At 59.5% G+C, this 15,857-nt stretch carries 16 protein-coding genes; 14 read left to right on the forward strand and 2 right to left on the reverse strand.

All coding sequences use genetic code 11. The features are described from left to right. The first annotated feature begins 11 nt into the window (after window positions 1-11). From LRK71_RS16470 to recO, 9 genes are all read left to right on the forward strand, one after another. Window positions 12-722 carry a DUF2062 domain-containing protein gene (locus LRK71_RS16470; RefSeq protein WP_232405027.1) on the forward strand — a complete coding sequence of 237 codons (711 nt, stop codon included), beginning with the start codon at window positions 12-14 and terminating at the stop codon, window positions 720-722. Between the two features lie 98 nt (window positions 723-820). Further along, window positions 821-1,570, forward strand: a complete 750-nt coding sequence (locus LRK71_RS16475) for a pyridoxine 5'-phosphate synthase (RefSeq protein WP_232405028.1) — start codon at window positions 821-823, stop codon at window positions 1,568-1,570. Continuing rightward, window positions 1,563-2,087 (forward strand): hypothetical protein, encoded by a 525-nt coding sequence (locus tag LRK71_RS16480; protein WP_232405029.1) that lies wholly within the window; start codon window positions 1,563-1,565, stop codon window positions 2,085-2,087. Before LRK71_RS16475 ends, LRK71_RS16480 begins: the two co-directional genes overlap by 8 nt. A 75-nt stretch (window positions 2,088-2,162) precedes the next feature. Then, on the forward strand, window positions 2,163-2,594 hold the full coding sequence (acpS, locus tag LRK71_RS16485) for a holo-ACP synthase (RefSeq protein WP_232405030.1): 432 nt from the start codon (window positions 2,163-2,165) through the stop codon (window positions 2,592-2,594). A 61-nt stretch (window positions 2,595-2,655) separates the two neighbouring features. After that, window positions 2,656-3,492: a signal peptidase I gene (gene lepB / locus LRK71_RS16490; RefSeq protein ID WP_232405031.1), complete on the forward strand. Its 837-nt coding sequence runs from the start codon at window positions 2,656-2,658 to the stop codon at window positions 3,490-3,492. Next, window positions 3,489-4,175 (forward strand): ribonuclease III, encoded by a 687-nt coding sequence (gene rnc, locus LRK71_RS16495; protein WP_232405032.1) that lies wholly within the window; start codon window positions 3,489-3,491, stop codon window positions 4,173-4,175. Before lepB ends, rnc begins: the two co-directional genes overlap by 4 nt. Continuing rightward, window positions 4,172-5,080 carry a GTPase Era gene (gene era / locus LRK71_RS16500; protein WP_232405033.1) on the forward strand — a complete coding sequence of 303 codons (909 nt, stop codon included), beginning with the start codon at window positions 4,172-4,174 and terminating at the stop codon, window positions 5,078-5,080. The genes rnc and era overlap by 4 nt, the downstream gene beginning before the upstream one ends. Continuing rightward, on the forward strand, window positions 5,077-5,406 hold the full coding sequence (locus tag LRK71_RS16505) for a DUF1491 family protein (protein ID WP_232405034.1): 330 nt from the start codon (window positions 5,077-5,079) through the stop codon (window positions 5,404-5,406). Before era ends, LRK71_RS16505 begins: the two co-directional genes overlap by 4 nt. Window positions 5,407-5,450: 44 nt before the next feature. Then, a complete protein-coding gene (recO, locus tag LRK71_RS16510) occupies window positions 5,451-6,176 on the forward strand; it encodes a DNA repair protein RecO (RefSeq protein ID WP_232405035.1) in 726 nt (241 codons plus the stop codon). Window positions 6,177-6,314: 138 nt separating this feature from the next. Here the strand turns inward: recO and LRK71_RS16515 are convergent, their stop codons facing one another. Next, complete coding sequence (locus LRK71_RS16515; RefSeq protein WP_232405036.1) at window positions 6,315-8,000, reverse strand: acyl-CoA dehydrogenase family protein; 1,686 nt, start codon at window positions 7,998-8,000, stop codon at window positions 6,315-6,317. 157 nt (window positions 8,001-8,157) lie between these two features. On the opposite strand from LRK71_RS16515, the gene LRK71_RS16520 reads away from it, so the two are divergent. From LRK71_RS16520 to dgt, 3 genes are all read left to right on the forward strand, one after another. Continuing rightward, on the forward strand, window positions 8,158-8,937 hold the full coding sequence (locus LRK71_RS16520; RefSeq protein WP_232405037.1) for a sulfite exporter TauE/SafE family protein: 780 nt from the start codon (window positions 8,158-8,160) through the stop codon (window positions 8,935-8,937). Window positions 8,938-9,003: 66 nt separating this feature from the next. Beyond that, window positions 9,004-9,900 carry a cation diffusion facilitator family transporter gene (locus LRK71_RS16525; protein ID WP_232405038.1) on the forward strand — a complete coding sequence of 299 codons (897 nt, stop codon included), beginning with the start codon at window positions 9,004-9,006 and terminating at the stop codon, window positions 9,898-9,900. Window positions 9,901-10,007: 107 nt separating this feature from the next. Continuing rightward, the gene (gene dgt, locus LRK71_RS16530) at window positions 10,008-11,354 is read left to right on the forward strand and encodes a dGTP triphosphohydrolase (RefSeq protein WP_232405060.1); all 1,347 of its coding nucleotides are present in this window, start codon (window positions 10,008-10,010) and stop codon (window positions 11,352-11,354) included. A 93-nt stretch (window positions 11,355-11,447) separates the two neighbouring features. Here dgt and LRK71_RS16535 read toward each other — a convergent pair whose 3' ends face one another. Continuing rightward, the gene (locus LRK71_RS16535; RefSeq protein WP_232405039.1) at window positions 11,448-13,046 is read right to left on the reverse strand and encodes a phosphoenolpyruvate carboxykinase; all 1,599 of its coding nucleotides are present in this window, start codon (window positions 13,044-13,046) and stop codon (window positions 11,448-11,450) included. Between the two features lie 355 nt (window positions 13,047-13,401). On the opposite strand from LRK71_RS16535, the gene LRK71_RS16540 reads away from it, so the two are divergent. Next, window positions 13,402-14,106, forward strand: a complete 705-nt coding sequence (locus LRK71_RS16540) for a response regulator transcription factor (RefSeq protein ID WP_232405040.1) — start codon at window positions 13,402-13,404, stop codon at window positions 14,104-14,106. Window positions 14,107-14,139: 33 nt separating this feature from the next. Further along, a complete protein-coding gene (locus tag LRK71_RS16545) occupies window positions 14,140-15,855 on the forward strand; it encodes a sensor histidine kinase (protein WP_232405041.1) in 1,716 nt (571 codons plus the stop codon). Window positions 15,856-15,857: the final 2 nt, after the last annotated feature.

Here is a 15,857-nt window from a genome sequence, read left to right on the forward strand (position 1 = left end):
GACGCAGGGCTTTGGTATTCAGGCGCCGTGATAGACGCTCGCTCCTTCGGGCGGTTGCGGATTTCATCTGGCCCCGAGGGGGCTGGAAGCGGGCGTTTCTATACGTGAAGCACCGGGTCCGCCGCCTGCCCGATTCGCCTGAACGCATTGCCCGTGGGGTCTGGGCCGGGGTCTTCACCACCTTTACCCCGTTCTATGCGATGCATTTTGTTGTCGCCGCCCTTATCGCCCGCTTGATCAATGGCAATATCCTGGCCGCGCTAAGTGGTACCTTTTTTGGCAACCCGCTGACCTATGTGCCCATTGGCATCGCGGCGCTGCAGACAGGACACTGGATGCTGGGCACCGAATTCAATGGAGAGCTAGAGACCTCTCTGGTGGGGAAATTTATTGATGCGGGCAAGGATCTGAAAGACAACCTGTTTGCGCTGTTTTACGATCAGCCTGCCGATTGGGATGGGCTGCATCTGTTCTACGACGAGGTGTTCTTTCCCTATCTGGTTGGCGGTATTGTGCCCGGCATGATCACCGCGACGGTCTGCTACATGCTTAGCCTGCCGGTGATCCGTGCCTATCAGCAGCACCGCCGGTCGCGTATCAAGGCTAAGTTTGACGCCATCAAAAAACTTGCCGAGCGCGAAAGCGGTGGTGTGACCCCGATGGTAGAGTCTGCAAAGCGCAAGCCAAAGCGAAACCTGCCGCGGGTCTGCAAGGCAAAATAGCTTGCTGGGCAGTGGGGCGAGGGGTTGCCCTCGGCGGCATGCCGTCTAATCTTGCGCGTGTCAGAGACGATTTCACGACAGAGCACGGGATAAAAGACATGGGCCAGAATACGCTGCGATTGGGTGTAAATATCGACCACGTGGCCACGGTGCGCAATGCCCGTGGCGGTGACAATCCCGATCCGGTGCGCGCCGCCCTTTTGGCGCAAAACGCGGGGGCCGATGGTATCACTGCCCACCTGCGCGAAGATCGCCGCCATATTGTGGATGCCGATATCGATGGCCTGATGGCAGCGCTGCGCATTCCGTTGAATTTTGAAATGGCCGCAACGCCAGAAATGCTGGCGATTGCTCTGCGTCATAAACCCCACGCGGTTTGCCTAGTGCCGGAAAAGCGCGAAGAACGCACCACCGAAGGCGGGCTGGATGTGGCGGGCAACGATAATGCGTTGGCCGACTATATTGCGCCCCTGCGGGATGCGGGCAGCCGGGTGTCAATGTTCATCGGGGCCGAAAAATCACAGGTCGAGGCCAGCCACCGCATCGGCGCCCCGGTAATCGAGTTGCACGCAGGCGCCTATGCCGACGCCTGGGCCGAAGGGCGCTGGGACGAACGCGACGCAGAGCTGGCCAAGATCACCGAAATGGCGGCCTATGCGTCCGGGCTGGGGCTGGAAGTCCACGTGGGCCATGGTCTGACCTATGAAAGTGTCGGCCCCATTGCTGCGCTGCCTCAGGTGAAAGAGCTGAACATTGGCCATTTTCTGATGGGCGAGGCGATGTTTGTTGGCCTGCCAGCGGCGCTGGCCGAAATGCGCCGCAAGATGGATGAGGCACGAAATGGCTAAGGAGATGCCTGCGGCTCTGCACTCTGCGGCGCTCGTCTGTCTGCTGTCGTTCTCTGGGGTTACCTCGGCTGGGGCGCAAAGCCTGGAGGAATGCGACTGGGTGGCTTCGGCGCGCAATCTGGTGGAACCCTGGCAGGACACAACCCGTACCTATGCCAATGGTGCGATCAGGGTTGCGTTGCTGGACACTGGCGGAGAGCCGACCTGTTGCTCAAACCATCTATTGATCCTGTCGCCGCATCCTGACTATGGCCAGGCTTGTCATGTCTTGTCGCGCCAGCCCGGATTGGGGTTTCGCCAAGTTTTTCTTGATGCGGCGACGAGGGGGTATGATCCTTCGAAGGGGGTGCTGATTTCGGTGCCGGTTGGCCTGTATGATCCAGACACCGGCGGCGTGGATACCGCCAGTGTGTCTGCTGTCCATATCCGGATCAACCAATCCTTGGGGCTGGTCGGCCTGGAGCAGGCCGCGCTGTCACAAGCGGCGGGTGCAGTCTCGGAAGCTGCCAAGAAATAGTGGCGCAGAACCTGCAAGAGCGCCAGATCGAATGGGTGACCAGCGTGCCCTGGAAGGTAAAGAAGAGGGGGGCTGATGATCCTCGGTATCGGAACAGATCTTGCCAATATTGAACGTATCCAGCGCACGCTGGACCGTTTTGGCGATCGTTTCCGCAATCGGGTCTTTACTGAAGTTGAACAACGCAAGGCCGAAAACCGCCGCGATGTGGCAGGCACCTATGCCAAACGCTGGGCCGCCAAAGAGGCGTGCTCCAAGGCGCTGGGGACCGGACTGCGCATGGGGATCGCCTGGAAAGACATGGCGGTGAGCAACCTTTCCACGGGGCAACCTGTCATGGCCGTCACTGGATGGGCGGCGGAGCGCCTAGCCAAGATGACGCCACCGGGCCATAGCTCGGTGATCCATGTGACGTTGACAGATGATCACCCCTGGGCCCAGGCCTTTGTGGTGATCGAGGCCTATCCAATTGCCGCACAGCCCGTTGAAACGGATGGTGGCGCTTGACTCGCGCCCCTTGCGCCCTCATGTAGCGCCGGACCCTTTTATTTATACCCTGGAGAGCCTGATGACGGCAAAATCTAGCGCCGGCCAATCGATCCTCGAGACGGTAAAGACCATTGTTTATGCCCTGTTGATCGCAGGGGTCTTTCGGACCCTGTTTTTCCAGCCCTTCTGGATCCCGTCCGGGTCGATGAAGGAAACGCTGCTCATTGGTGATTTCCTCTTCGTCAATAAGATGGCCTATGGCTATTCCTACGCCTCTTGCCCCAGTGTCCGTCTTGGGGCCATTGGGCTGGATATCGATGCCGAAGATGTCTGTGGCTTTCTGGGGGGCGACAACACCCGCTTTCTGGGCAGCGATCCCGAACGCGGTGATGTGGTGGTGTTTCGTCACCCGGTTACCGGCACCGATTTCATCAAGCGGCTGATTGGCCTGCCCGGTGATAGCATTCAGGTGAAAAACGGCGTCTTGTTCATCAATGGCACCGCAGTCGGCCTGGAGGATGCTGGTAATTTTGAGGAAGCCATGGCGCCGCAGGGGCCGCAGGGCTCTTTCCCGCGGTGTGAAAATCAACCGGTTGGTCAGGGCGGTACCTGCCTGAAGTCACGTCAGATCGAAACTCTGCCCGGTGGCCGCCAGCATGCGATCCTGAATATTGGCAACCAATCGGCCGATCACACCGGCGTGTATAAGGTGCCCGAGGGGCATTTCTTCTTTATGGGCGACAACCGCGATAATTCCAGCGATAGCCGCCTAGCGCAGACCGCCGGAGGCGTTGGCTTTGTGCCGCTGGAAAATCTCATTGGTCGGGCTGATCGCATCATGTTCTCATCTGCTGGCCGCTCTATGCTGTTTTTCTGGACGTGGCGCAGCGACCGCTACTTCAAGGGGATCGTGTGAAACTATCGAAAGAAATGCGCGCCTTTGAACAGCGGATCGGGCATGAGTTTACCCGGCCGGAACTCTTGGTGCGTGCCCTGACCCATCCTTCGGTTTCATCGCCCAACCGCAAGGACAATCAGCGGTTGGAGTTTCTGGGCGACCGTGTGCTAGGCTTGGTCATGGCGACGGCCCTGCTGGACCATGACAAACTGGCCAGCGAAGGCCAACTTGCACCGCGTTTCAATGCGCTGGTGCGCAAAGAGGCCTGCGCCGATGTCGCCCGCGAGATCGACCTAGGCGAGGTGCTGAAGCTGGGCCGATCTGAGATGATGTCCGGCGGGCGGCGCAAGCTGGCGCTCTTGGGTGACGGCATGGAGGCGGTGATCGCGGCCGTCTACAAGGACGCAGGCTTTGAGGTGGCGCAGCAGATGATCCTGCGGCTCTGGGGCGCGCGGGTGCATCAGGTCGAAGCAGACGCCCGCGATGCCAAAACCGCGCTACAGGAATATGTTCAGGCGCGGCGCCAATCGCCGCCCGACTATGTACAGGTGGGGCGTGAAGGCCCTGATCACCAACCCATCTTTACCATTGCCGTTCGGCTGGAAGATGGCACCGAAGAACGCGCCGTCGCAGGGTCAAAACGGCTCGCAGAGCAGGCCGCAGCCAAGGCGCTCTTGGCACGTTTGGAGCAAAAAACATGACAACACGCGCCGGTTTCGTCGCCCTGATCGGAGAGCCCAACGCGGGCAAATCCACCCTCATGAACCGTATGGTCGGGGCCAAGGTCTCTATTGTGACTCACAAGGTTCAGACCACCCGCACCCGTGTGCGCGGTATTGTGATGGAGGGGGATAGCCAGATCGTTTTTGTTGACACGCCAGGCCTGTTTCAACCGCGCCGCAGGCTTGACCGCGCCATGGTGGCAGCAGCCTGGGGTGGTGCTGCCGATGCTGATGTTGTGATGCTGCTGATTGAGGCCACTCGTGGTGTCACTGAAGGCGTTGAACGTATTCTTGAGGGGCTCGCGGAGCTCGGCAAGGGGCGGAAAGTGGCGCTGGTGATCAACAAGATCGACCGGGTGCAATCCGAGGTCCTGCTTGGCCTCACCAAAGATCTGAATGATCGGTATGGTTTTGACGAGACCTTCCTCATCTCGGCTGAACGTGGTCACGGGGTGGATACGCTGCGGCTCTGGCTGGCGGGTGAACTGCCTGAAGGCCCCTGGCTCTATCCCGAAGACCAGATCTCGGATCTGCCGATGCGGATGATCGCGGCGGAAATGACCCGCGAAAAACTGACCCTGCGGCTGCATCAGGAACTGCCCTATCAGATGACGGTGGAAACCGAAAACTGGGAAGAGCGCAAGGATGGCTCGGCCAAGGTTGATCAGGTCATCTATGTGGTCCGTGATGGTCACAAGGGCATCGTGCTGGGCAAGCGCGGCGAGACGATCAAATCCGTTTCCCAGGCCGCCCGAGAAGAGCTGACGGAATTCCTCGGCCGCAAGGTACATCTGTTCCTGCAGGTCAAGGTGCGCCCCAACTGGCTGGAAGAGTCCGAGCGCTATTCCGAAATGGGGCTGGATTTCAAAGACGGAAACGAATGACCCGCCTGACCGCAGACTTCTGGGTGCATGCCTATCTGGCGCGTCTGCGGGGCGTTGGCATTCCGGCCTTTGTCACCGCCCATGGCGACGACACGGCGGGGGCGGTGCTGGTTAAGCTCAACACGCTGAATGGCCAGGCACAGAGCTTTCATCGCTCCTATGATCTGATGAGCGGCGCACGCAAATGGGTGGAACATGCCAGCGGAGCCGAGGCTGATGTCGATGCCGCCGTTCGCCGCCAGCAGGAATTTGATCCCGATCTTTGGGTGATCGAGGTTGAAGACCGGGCTGGCCGTCACCTGTTGGATGAGCCGGGGCTAGAGTAGACCTCGGAAAGGTCAGATAGAGTTCAACGCGGAGGGTGTGATCGGTGGAATGGCGTGACCATGGCATCCTTCTGAGCTGTCGCCGTCACGGCGAGACGGCTGTAATCATCGATGTGTTCACCGAAGACCACGGCCGCCACGCAGGGATCGTGCATGGCGGTGCCAGCCGCAAGAAAGCGCCGGTGCTGCAACCCGGTGCCCAACTGGACCTGTTGTGGCGGGCCAGGCTAGAGGACCATCTTGGCAGCTATCAGGCGGAATCCCTGCGCAGCCGTGCAGCGGCGGCCCTTTCGGGACGTCTGGCTTTGGCGGGGCTGAATGCGGTGACCGGGCTGTTGGGGTTCTGCCTGCCGGAACGCGCGCCCTATCGTGATCTTTACAAGCAAACAGAGCAACTCTTGGATCTTATGGGCCAGGATGACCTCTGGCCGCTGGCCTATCTGAAATGGGAACTGACCCTGCTAGAGACCATGGGTTTTGGCCTGGATTTGAGCGCCTGCGCCGTCTCTGGCCGCAATGAAGATCTGGCATATATCTCCCCCAAGACCGGGCGGGCGGTGTCGCGTCAGGATGCCGGGCAATGGGTGAACCGGCTGCTGCCGCTGCCCCCTGTGCTGCGCGGCGAGGGGACAGGCCCAGATAACGAAGTTGCGCAGGGGCTGCGCACCACTGGGTATTTTCTGGAAATGCATCTGGCACCCAGCCTTGGTAACCGTCCACTACCAGAGGCGCGTGGCCGCTTCATGGATGCCTTTGCCCGCCGTTTGTAGGTGAAACCCTAGCCGTCCTGCACCTCGCTTGGGGTGCGCTTTCAGGGAGGCGCCATGACACTTGGCGCAAGAAGCGGCCCGGCCAATGGCAAATATTGGCCGGGCCTCTCTGGATTGGCGCGCCGATGGTGGTGTAGATCAGGCGAGCAGGCGGCGGGCGATCACCTGAGCCTGAATCTCTGCCGCCCCTTCAAAGATATTGAGGATGCGTGCATCACAGAGCACCCGACTGATCTTGTATTCCAGTGCAAAGCCGTTGCCGCCGTGGATTTGCAAGCCATTGTCGGCCGCCGCCCAGGCGACGCGGGCGCCCAGCAGCTTGGCCATCCCGGCCTCTAGGTCGCAGCGGTGGCCGTTGTCCTTTTCCCAAGCCGAAAAGTAGGTCAATTGACGCGCCACCATGATTTCAACCGCCATCATCGCCAGCTTGCCGGAAACGCGGGGAAATTCGATCAGGCTCTTGCCGAACTGTTTGCGATCCTGGGCGTATTGCATGGCGATATCCAGCGCCGACTGGGCAACGCCAATGGCGCGGGCGGCGGTCTGGATACGGGCGGACTCGAAGGTTTCCATCAGCTGTTTGAAGCCCTTGCCCTCGGCCCCGCCCAGCAGGTTGGCCTGTTTGACCGCAAAGCCGTCAAAGCCCAGCTCATACTCTTTCATGCCGCGATAGCCCAATACTTCAATCTCTCCGCCAGTCATGCCGGGGGTGGGAAAGGGGTCTGTATCGGTGCCGGGGGTCTTTTCCGCCAGGAACATCGACAGGCCACGGTGGTCGGTGGTGTCGGGATCGGTGCGGGCCAGCAGCGTCATCACATGGGTGCGCGCGGCATGGGTGATCCAGGTCTTGTTTCCGGTGATCTCATAATCGCCCGCTTCGGTTTTAACCGCGCGGGTGCGCAGAGAGCCAAGGTCAGAGCCTGTATTGGGTTCGGTAAAGACCGCCGTTGGCAGAATTTCAGCACTGGAAATCTTGGGCAGCCACTGCGCTTTTTGTTCGTCGGTGCCACCGCACAGGATCAGTTCGGCGGCGATTTCCGATCGAGTCGCCAGCGAGCCGACGCCGATATAGCCGCGCGACAGCTCTTCTGAGACCACAACCATCGAGGCCTTGGACAGGCCAAAGCCGCCAAATTCTTCGGGTATGGTCAGGCCAAAAACGCCCATTTCAGCCAGCTCTTCGATGATTTCCATCGGGATCAACTCATCCTTCAGGTGCCAGTCATGGGCGTGGGGTTCGACCTTTTCCTGGGCATAGCGGCGGAACTGGTCGCGGATCATTTCCAGCTCTTCCTCTAGGCCAGAGGTTCCAAACATGGTGGCCCCTGCCTGATCCTGCATCAGTTCTGCAAGACGACTGCGGGCCGCCTGGGTGTTGCCGCTTTCGCACAGTGTCATCACCGAGGGGGCCATCAGCCCACGTTGGGCCTCTTGGCTTACGCCCATATCCTGAAGCCGGATAATTTCTCCCTGGTTCATCTGGATGCCGCCACGGATCTGCCAAAGATATTCGCCAAAGCTAATCTGTTGGATTAGCTGCTCCATCTCGCCGAACTTGCCGTCTGCCTGCAGCGCTTCGGCCCATTTCTGCATCTGTCGCAGGCTGTAAACATAGGTTGCCAGCCACGACAGCCCGTGTGCGGCGGTCTGGTTGGCCTCGATCAATTGGCCCGAAACGCGGCCGTCTTGGCTGACTAGGCTGCGCACAGAATCCTGTGCCGCCTCCAGTATGCCCTCAAGCGGGAGGATTGCCGCGCCGGTGAGCGCCAGCAGATCGGGGAGCACAATAGGTTTCATTTGCAGGTCCTGTCCGTCATGAGCCATTGAATCACGTCCTTCTTGCTGGTTTGGTGGTAAATCACTTTGCAGGTGCAGCGCAACAAAAATACGCCGCGATGCGGCATAATGATCAATAGTTGCGTGATCATATTTTGCTCACCAGGGCGGTTCTCTCTGCATCTAGGGGGTGATAGGCAGGGGCATGGATCAGTTTTTCTCTCTTATTTTCTCGGCGATTGAGCCGACAGATTTGGCGATTGCCTTTGTGATTGCGCTCTTTGCTGGCACCGTCAAGGGCATGGTGGGCTTTGCCTTGCCGATGATTCTGGTCTCAGGTCTTAGCCTGTTTCTGGCGCCCGAGCTGGCGCTGGCCGGGCTGATTCTGCCGACGCTGGTGACCAATGGGATGCAGGCGCTGCGCCAGGGGGTCGGGGCGGCCTTTGCCTCGCTCAAGCGGTTTTGGATCTTTCTGCTGGCGGTGTTGATCTGCCTGCTGCTGAGCGCGCAAACGGTGCGCATTCTGCCGCAACAGGTGATGTTCCTGTTGATTGGGGTGCCGGTCACCCTGTTTGTGCTGCTGCAGCTGTTGGGGCTGGCGCTGACACTGGCCAAGCCGACCCCGCGTGTCGAGGTCATGGTGGGGGCCTTTGCCGGGATGGTGGGCGGTGTTTCTGGTGTCTGGGGGCCGCCAACGGTGGCCTATCTGACGGCGCTGAACCTGGAAAAGAGCGAGCAGATCCGGGTGCAGGGCGTCATCTATGGCATCGGGGCGGTGACCCTGTTTCTGGCCCATATCGGCTCTGGCGTCATCCGCAGCGAAACCCTGCCGTTTTCTATCCTGCTGGTTCTGCCAGCTGTGGTGGGCATGTGGCTCGGCGGGCGGCTGCATGACCGGATTGACCAAAAGCTATTCAAACAGGCCACGCTTATTGTGTTGTTGGTGGCCGGGCTTAATCTGGTGCGGCGCGGGTTGATGGGATAAGGCCGCAATAGGACGCGGTGCAATTGGATATGCCTGCGCCATGAGCGCGAGGCAGCAGGAAATAAGATGCAATCGATGAATGCGGAACGGCTGGCTCTGGGGACGATCCTGATCGCGCTGCTGGTGCTGGGGCTGAAACTAGTGGCCTGGCGGCTGACGGATTCTGTGGCGCTGTTTTCGGATGCGTTGGAATCCCTGGTGAATGTGGGTGGCGCGGTTATGGCCTGGGTCGCAGTTCACTATGCCAAACGCCCAGCCGATGCAGGCCACCCCTTCGGCCATTACAAGGCGGAATATTTTTCGGCTGTGCTGGAAGGGATCATGATCATCATTGCCGCCTTGCTGATTGTGCAGCAGTCGGTGCAGGCGCTTGGCAATCTTAGCTCGCCGCAGGATTGGGGGCGTGTCGGGCTTTTGGTCAATGGGCTGGCGCTGGTGGTGAACCTGCTCTGGGCGCGGTTGCTGGTGTCGCGTGGCAGCCAGTTGAACTCTCCGGCCCTGACCGCAGGTGGGCGCCATCTGATGAGCGATGTCTGGACTTCGGTAGGGGTGCTCTTTGGGCTGGGTCTGGCGCTGGTGACGGGCTGGGCGGTGCTTGACCCGCTGCTCGCGCTCTTGGTGGCGGTGAATATCCTGCGCGAAGGCTACGGCGTTGTGGTGTCATCGGTGAATGGTTTGATGGATTCCGCTGCCCCCGAGGAAGAGCGCAGCCGCATCGAAGAACTGCTGCACCAGGCTGCGGCGGGGGCCCTGCAGGTGCATGGGCTCAAGACTCGCCGCGCAGGCGTGGCATTATTTGTGGAATGTCACATGGTGGTTGATGGCGCGATGACGGTGCAGGCTTCGCATGCAATCTGTGACCGCATCGAAGAGGCGATCCAGGTGGATTTCCCCGAAGCCTTGGTCACCATCCATGTCGAGCCAGAGCACAAGCTGGAGCCTTCGGGCATCGCGCCGGGATAAGCGCCCTGCCCGGTGCAATAGGCCAGGGCGAAGCATTTGCATTCTGACGCGCGCTCCCGTTTAAGCGCAGCACAGGTTTTGTGCAGACAGGGGGCAGGATAATGACGATGCAATGGGACAGGTTGTTGAACGCAGGACGGCTGTGTCGTCCGGATTTCCCCGAAGCCCCCGGCCGCCCCGCCTATCTGCAGGATTATGATCGCATTCTGTTTTCAGAACCCTTTCGCCGTCTGGCGCAGAAAACCCAGGTGCACCCACTTTATGAACACGACCATGTGCATCACCGGATGATCCACAGCCTGGAAACTGCCAGCGCCGGGCGCTCATTGGGGGGGATGGCGGGACAGGCCATGTTGGAGCAGGGCTATATCACAGAGGCACAGCGTGAAGCGATTGCCGGCACTGTGCAGGCTGCCTGCCTGGTGCACGACATTGGCAACCCACCCTTTGGCCATTCTGGCGAAGACAGCATCGGCCAGTGGTTTGCCCAGAAGTTTCAAGCAGAAACCGGGGTGGCCGGGGCGATCCCACAGGCGCAGCAGGCCGAGTTTTCTGCCTTTGAAGGCAATGCCCAGGGCTTTCGCATTGCGGCGACCCTGGAAATGGCACGCCGTCCGGGCGGGATGCGGCTGTCTTATGCGACCCTTGCGGCCTTTATGAAATACCCCTGTACGGCGCAGGCGCGGCAACTGTCGCAGGAGGGCTATGTCGGCCTGAAGAAATTTGGCGTCTTCCAGGCCGAAGCGGCGCTGTTTGCCGAGGTGGCCGAGGCAACGGGGCTGCGCGCCGATGGGGCGGGTCCGGGCACATGCTGGCGCCGCCATCCGCTGGCCTTTCTGGTCGAGGCGGCAGATGATATTTGCTATCGGATCCTGGATCTGGAAGATGCCGCCACGGTGGGCGACCTGACCACCCAGCAGGTGATCACTTGTCTGGAAGAGATCGCAGGCAAGCCCAACCGTGCAGATGACGTGGCGATGACGGCGGGCGAAATCGTGGCGCAGCGTCGGGCCGGGGCAATCCATCAGGCGATCAAGGCCGCAGTCGATGCCTTCATGGCAAACTATGATGCGATCATGGCAGGCGATTTCAATGATGGGCTGATGGAAGCCTCTGCCAAGGCAGCGGTCTTTGCCCAGATGAAAGAGATTTCAAATGCGCGGATCTTTACCGCGCGGCGCAAGACAGAGCTGGAGATTTCGGGCCGTCAGGTGATCTTTGCGGTGCTGGATCACTTTCATGGGCTTTATGCCGATCTGCGCGCCTCTGGCTGGGATGTTGATCTGTTCCTGGCGCAACATGGGTATTGGGCCAAACTGGTGCGGGCGGTGGATCTGGACCTGCGCGGTATCACAGATGAATATACCGCGATGCACAGCCTTGCAGACTTTGTCTCAGGCATGACCGACCGCTACGCCGTGAAGGTCCGCGATATGGTGACCGGGCGTATCTGAAACGCATAGCTCGACAGCGCTGCTGCGAATTCGTTTGGAAAACAAAAAACCCGGCCAGTGGCCGGGTTTTCTATCTTTGCTATTGCGCAGGCCTTAGCTGATCGCGGCGGCTTTTACGTCGTCGTCGATATAGGGCAGGTACTGTTCAAAGTTGTTCGAGAACATCTGCACCAGCTTGGCAGCCTGTTTGTCATAGGCGGCCTGATCGTCCCAGGTGCGGCGGGGGTCCAGCAGGACTTCGGCAACGCCGGGTGCCGAGACCGGCACGTCGAAGCCAAAGTTGCTGTCCTTGCGGAACTCGACCTCGGCCAGGGTGCCTTCAAGCGCGGCGGTCAGCAGGCCGCGGGTAGCGCGGATCGGCATCCGCGAGCCATCGCCATAGGCACCGCCAGTCCAGCCGGTATTGACCAACCAGCAGGTGGCGCCATGCTGGGCGATCTTTTCACGCAACAGGTTGCCGTAAACCTCGGGGCGACGCGGCATGAAGGGGGCACCAAAGCAGGTGGAGAAGGTCGGCTCTGGCTCGGTCACGCCACGTTCGGTGCCGGCCACCTTGGAGGTGAAGCCAGACAGGAAGTGATACATTGCCTGCGCCGGGGTCAGCCGCGCAATGGGGGGCAGCACGCCAAAGGCATCACAGGTCAGCATGATGATGTTCTTGGGGTGGCCACCAATCGCGGTGTCCGAAGCATTGGAAATATAGTGCAGCGGATAGGCGCAGCGCATGTTGGCGGTCAGGCTGTCGTCTTCAAAATCCAGCTCTTTGGTCTCGGGGTCGAAAACCATGTTTTCGATCACGGTGCCAAATTTGGAGGTGGTCGCGTAGATCTCTGGCTCGGCCTCTGGGTTGAGGCTGATGGTCTTGGCGTAGCAGCCGCCTTCAAAGTTGAAGGTGCCCGTGTCAGCCCAGCCATGTTCATCATCGCCGATCAACACGCGATCCGGGTCGGCAGACAGGGTGGTCTTGCCGGTGCCGGACAGGCCAAAGAACACGGCTGTATCAACCGGGTTGTCCTTGGCGTGGTTTGCGGAACAGTGCATCGGCATGATGCCTTTTTCCGGCAGCAGATAGTTCAGCAGGGTAAAGACGGATTTCTTGTTCTCGCCGGCATATTCGGTGCCACCGATCAGGATGAGCTTGCGATCAAAGTTCATCGCGATAACGGTTTCCGACCGGCAATCATGGCGCTTGGGATCGGCCTGAAAGCTGGGGCAGTTGATGACGGTGAAATCGGCAACAAAATCATTCAGGTCTTCGCGCTCGGGGCGACGCAGCATGGTGCGGATGAACAGCCCGTGCCAGGCCAGTTCGGTGATCATGCGCACATTGATCGAATGTTTGGCATCGGCACCGCCAACCAGATCCTGCACGTGGTAGTCACCACCCTTCATATGCTCGAGCATATCGACATAGAGATTGTCAAAGCCTTCGGGCGACATCTCGGCGTTGTTTTCCCACCAGATGGTGTCAATGACGCTGTCGGATTTTACGACGTGTTTATCCTTGGGGGAACGGCCGGTGAACTTTCCGGTGGTCACAAGGAACGCGCCGCCCTTGCCCAGAGTGCCTTCGTCGCGCTTTAGAGCAGCCTCAACCAGGGCGGGCTCCATGAGGTTGTAATGGACATTGCCCAGACCCTCGATACCTTGATCCTCGAGGCGGAAATTCGGGTTTACCCGTCCAGATGCCATGTGTTCTCTCTCCTGTGGCGGCTGCGCCCAGCCGCATACATTAAAAGCTGCGCCCCAAGGCAAATCGGGGCAGAAACGCCGGTGGCGATACCGGTTGGACGGGTCTTAACATGAGGTTTCTATGGCTGAACAGGACGGTTTGGCGCAGTTAGCGCCATCAAGGCGGAGTTTAGCGCAACCATTCCTGACGATGCCCAGCCGCTGGTCGCCGTTCAGCGGATGATAAGACATTTTTGCCCTAATTGTGCCCAAAGATCGCCCTGATTCGCCAATGGGGATTGATTCGATCTCCCAGACGGGCGATGAAGTATGAAAAATTCAGGCGATATAAAGAGCAGGTTTAGGGGCAGATCCGATGTCGAAGATTGCTTTGGTGGATGATGACCGCAACATTTTGACCTCTGTGGCGATGACGCTGGAGGCCGAAGGGTTTGAGGTGGAAACCTATAACGATGGGCAGGCCGCACTGGATGCCTTTAACAAAAAGCTGCCGGATATGGCCGTTCTGGACATTAAGATGCCGCGTATGGATGGCATGGATCTGTTGCAGCGGCTGCGCCAGAAAACCCAGATGCCGGTGATCTTCCTCACCTCCAAGGATGATGAAATCGACGAGGTGCTTGGCCTGCGCATGGGGGCGGATGACTACGTCAAGAAACCCTTTTCGCAGCGTTTGCTGGTGGAACGCATTCGCACCCTGCTGCGGCGCCAGGATGCACTCAAGAGTGACGAAGCTGGCACGGAAGCACCCGAAACCAAGGTCATGGACCGTGGCGATCTTCGGATGGATCCGCTGCGCCACGCGGTCAGTTGGAAGGGCAAGGATGTTTCTCTGACTGTGACCGAGTTCCTGTTGCTGCAGGCGCTCGCTCAGCGCCCTGGTTTTGTCAAAAGCCGGGATCAGCTGATGGATGTGGCCTATGACGATCAGGTCTATGTGGATGATCGCACCATCGATAGCCACATCAAACGGCTGCGCAAAAAGATGCGCATGGCGGATGGTGATTTTGCGGCGATCGAGACCCTCTATGGGATCGGCTATCGCTACAATGAAGAATAGGGCCGGCGGCCCCATCCAGGGAGGCGTGCAGCAATGCGTGACACTGGTCTGACAGGACGTCAGCAAGATGGCGATGTGGTTCTGGGCGACGATTGGGTCTCTCCGGATCAGACTGTTGCGGCGGAAATGCAGGTGAAACGGGCGCGCCGGGGCTTTTTCTCGCTCAAGGGATCGCCGCTGACACGCAAGATCATTACCTTCAACCTGATTGCCCTGATCATTCTGGTCGCGGGGATACTGTATCTCAATTCATCACGTCAAAGTCTGGTCAAGCAGCGCGCAGGTGCGCTGGTGGCCGAGGTCTCGTTGGTCGCGGATGTGTTTGAAGCAGTGCTGCCTTCCTCTGGGGCTGTCAGCCTGACAACCGGAGACGGCATCGACGTTGAACAGACGCTGAGAGCCTTGACCCTGCGCGGCGGGGTAGAGGCCTTGGTCTTTGATGCCTCTGGCGTGCTGGTGGCCCAGGTCACTGGGGTCAACCGCCCCGATACGCTGAATTCTCTGAACGAGGGCGCAAAGAACCGCACCCTGATCTCTGATAGTCTCTCGGCACTGTGGTCGGCGATTGGTTCGGTGTTTCAATCGCAATCCTCGGAGCCTGCGCAAATTCAACCCCTGCAGGACCAGTTGCGCCAGCAGGCGCAACGATCCTTGACCGGTACCGCAAAGATCAATGTGGTGGTAAATACTGGCGGCGGTACCGTCTTTTCGGCCGTGGCCCCGATCCTGAGCAATGGAACGGCGATTGGTGCGGTGGCGCTGGCTTCGCCAGCGGGTGAAATCGATGCGCTGGTGCGCGGCGAGCGTGAGCGGGTCTTGCAGATCTTCATCATCGCTCTGCTGGTTTCTGTCGGGCTGAGCCTGGTGCTGGCCTCGACCATTGCCAACCCATTGGCTGATCTGGCTGAAGCGGCAGAACTGGGGCGTGATCGCGATGCGCGGCGGGCCCAGTCTGGCCGGATCCGCATTCCGGATCTATCCGCCCGCCCCGATGAAATCGGCCGGTTGAGCCGGGCGCTGCGTGGCATGGTCAAGGCGCTGTACAGCCGGATCGACAGCAACGAACAATTTGCCGCAGATGTCGCGCATGAGATCAAGAACCCGCTGGCCAGCCTGCAATCGGCGGTGGGCACCCTGCGGATGGTCAAACGGGATGATCAGCGCGAAAAGCTGCTGGAGGTCATCGAACATGATGTGCGCCGTCTGGATCGGTTGGTCAGCGATATCTCCAATGCCTCACGTCTGGATGCCGAACTGGTGAAAGAGGAAGAAGAAGACTTCGACCTGTTGCAGATGCTGACCAACCTGAACCAGTATCTGGGCGAGGACGCCCGCGCCAAGAAGATCGACTATATTACCGATCTGCCGCAGCGCCCGGTGATGATCCAGGGGCTGGAGGCGCGTCTGGCGCAGGTCTTTGTCAATCTGATCACCAATGCGATTTCGTTCTGCGAAGAAGGCGATGCCATTCGGGTCTGGGCGCGCCGCCGCGACAACCGAGTTCTGATTGTGGTCGAAGACACCGGCCCCGGCATCCCTGAACAGGCGCTGGCAAAGATCTTCAAGCGCTTCTACTCGCAACGACCGGATGAACATTTTGGCAATAACTCCGGCCTTGGCTTGGCGATTTCCAAGCAGATCGTCGAAGCACATGGCGGTGTGGTCTGGGCCGAAAATATTCGCCCCACCGAAGCCGATATCACTTCAGAACCTCTGGGGGCGCGATTTGTTGTTGGTCTGCCCGTCTGATC

The organism is Pseudophaeobacter flagellatus (assembly GCF_021228235.1).
GTDB classification, from domain to species: domain Bacteria; phylum Pseudomonadota; class Alphaproteobacteria; order Rhodobacterales; family Rhodobacteraceae; genus Pseudophaeobacter; species Pseudophaeobacter flagellatus.